This window comes from Butyricicoccus sp. (assembly GCF_050872565.1).
GTDB lineage: Bacteria > Bacillota > Clostridia > Oscillospirales > Butyricicoccaceae > Butyricicoccus_A.
Genome location: NZ_JBNMHC010000331.1, coordinates 1 through 2,459, shown reverse-complemented (window position 1 = coordinate 2,459; position 2,459 = coordinate 1). Strand labels below are relative to the sequence as shown.

Sequence of the window (2,459 nt, the reverse complement as noted above, 5' to 3'; positions counted from 1 at the left end):
GCGCCGTAAGAAGTCCGAGGCGGCTCGCGCAAAGAGAAGAAAGTATTAATTACTTGCTCAAACAGCACCGGAATGGGAAACTGTTCCGGTGTTTTTTGATGCCTGAACGGCGCATACTTTCGCCGGTTTCGGGCAAACTGAATTCGGAACACAATCCAACCGCATCCGGCAGACGCCGGAGAATGCTCCAATCACAGAAACCCCGTCCGGTCTCTGTGCCGCCGGATGCACACAATACGGCTTTCCCGTGCAGGGAGAGCCGTATTCTTTTTGCGTTTTGATGCAACTTGTGCTATACTGAAACTATCTAATTGGACAGTGTGTCTGAAAACAGGAGGACAAGACTATGAGCAGATCAGAAAAATTCTTCCGCGCGATGGCTTGGCTGTGCTTTGGCGTTCTGGTTGGCATCTTTCTCGCACCGGTGAAAAACGGCGTGCACATCTCGATTTGCAGCAACAACAAGAACAGCTCGTTTGGCGATGACGGCGCAGACCTCTGTGACGAGGACGAAGAGGACGACGAGCAGGAGGAAATCGTTCTCCGCTGAGCATTTGTGAAGGAATTGCAAAAAATACAGCGATGTGATGTTCTTTTTTGCTCAAGTATGATATACTAAACGTGTTTGGAACGCATTCCAAAGTCTATAGGAAGAGAGCAGAGGACGGATGAGCAAAAAGGAAAAAAAGACACGAGAAGCAGACGGCATCTGGGTGAGCGATGAGAGACGCATCACGGAGGAGTGCCGACAGGTTTATCCGGCACTATACAAGCTGCAAAAGGCAGTGCTAAGCGTGACGATAGTAGTCTGGCTGATCACGCTGCTGGGACCGACACTGCTGAAAAAGCTCGTGGCAAGCTATAGCGGCTGGGGCGATACCTTTGAGACGGTGACGCTGGTGCTGGCGTTTGTTATGCTGGTGCTGTACATCATTGCCAACTATTTCTGGCAGGAAAAGATGAAAAAGTTCCGCGAGAAATATGAGCGGCAAAAGGCAAAGCAGCAGCGCGCTGCGGCAGAAAAAGCCAGAGCAAACAAGAAATAACAGGGAAATTCTGTGTCTGACCTCATGCATTGGGGTCAGATTTTTTTGCGCATGATTTGACGAGTGAACAGTTTTGCGCTATAATACCGAGTATTCGGGCTAAATCAGAACAAAATGTGTACGAAGCCCAATGAGGAAAAAAGTTATGATTTTGGAGTTGTTACCATGAAAAAGAACAGTCAATACGGCAATGAGAGCATCTCTGCCCTCAAGGGCGCTGACCGTGTTCGCAAGCGTCCGGGCGTTATCTTCGGCTCGGACAGTCTGGACGGCTGCCAACATGCAGTATTTGAAATATTGTCCAATTCCATAGATGAAGCGCGCGAGGGCTACGGCAATGAGATCATTGTCACCCGCTATGCTGACCATTCCATTGAAGTAGAAGATCACGGCCGCGGTATTCCGGTCGACTATAACTCAAAGGAAAAACGATACAACTGGGAGCTGGTATTCTGTGAGATGTATGCCGGCGGCAAGTATGAGAACAACGGCGGAGACAACTATGAGTTCTCGCTGGGTCTCAACGGTCTGGGCACCTGCGCGACACAGTATTCATCGGAATATATGGACGTCACCGTGCGCCGCGACAGCACGGAATACAGCCTGCATTTTGAAAAAGGCGAAAATTGTACGGGTACAAAGACCGGTTTTAAAAAGAAAAAGTATACCGGTGGGGAAACCGGTACGACCATTCGCTGGCGTCCGGATTTAGAGGTTTTTACGGATATTCAGATTCCGGAAACCTATTATTTGGATGTGCTCAAGCGACAGGCGGTTGTCAATCCGAAGCTGCGGTTTATCTTCCGCAACGAGACGCCGGAGGGCATCAAAGAGACCGAATTCTACTATGAAAACGGCATCAGCGATTATGTCACAGAGATCGCGGAGGACAAAGCTCTGACCTCTGTGCAGTTTTTGACCGGTGAGCGGCGCGGCAAAGACCGCTCAGACAAGCCGGAATATAAAGTGCTGCTCAACTGTGCGTTTTGCTTTTCGTCCAGCATTTCGCGTCTGGAGTATTATCACAACTCCTCGTGGCTGGAATACGGCGGCTCGCCGGATAAGGCGGTTCGCTCGGCGTTTGTCTCTGCGATTGACGCCTATCTCAAGCAGAACAACAAGTACAACAAAAACGAAGGACGCATTTCGTTTCAGGATGTGTCAGACAGCTTGATTCTCGTGACCAGCTGTTTCTCAACGTATACTTCGTATGAAAATCAGACCAAGAAGGCCATTACCAACAAGTTTATTCAGGAGGCAATGACAGAATTCCTGCGCTCTGGTCTGGAAATTTATTTCATTGAGAATAAAGCGGAAGCGGATAAGATTGCCGAGCAGATTCTCATCAACAAGCGTTCGCGCGAACAGGCGGAAAAGGCGCGTCTGAACATCAAGAAAAAGCTCACCGGCAAT

At 49.2% G+C, this 2,459-nt stretch carries 3 protein-coding genes; all 3 read left to right on the top strand.

Going from position 1 to position 2,459, the window contains the following annotated elements; all coding sequences use genetic code 11:
• Positions 1 to 346 precede the first annotated feature (346 nt).
• The gene (locus tag ACR0P9_RS10930) at positions 347 to 550 is read left to right on the top strand and encodes a hypothetical protein (protein ID WP_432620069.1); all 204 of its coding nucleotides are present in this window, start codon (positions 347 to 349) and stop codon (positions 548 to 550) included.
• Positions 551 to 668: 118 nt separating this feature from the next.
• Entirely contained in the window at positions 669 to 1,046 is a 378-nt protein-coding gene (locus ACR0P9_RS10925) for a hypothetical protein (protein ID WP_432620067.1), read from the top strand.
• Between the two features lie 165 nt (positions 1,047 to 1,211).
• The coding region (locus ACR0P9_RS10920; protein ID WP_432620065.1) for an ATP-binding protein at positions 1,212 to 2,459 on the top strand (1,248 nt) is incomplete at its 3' end.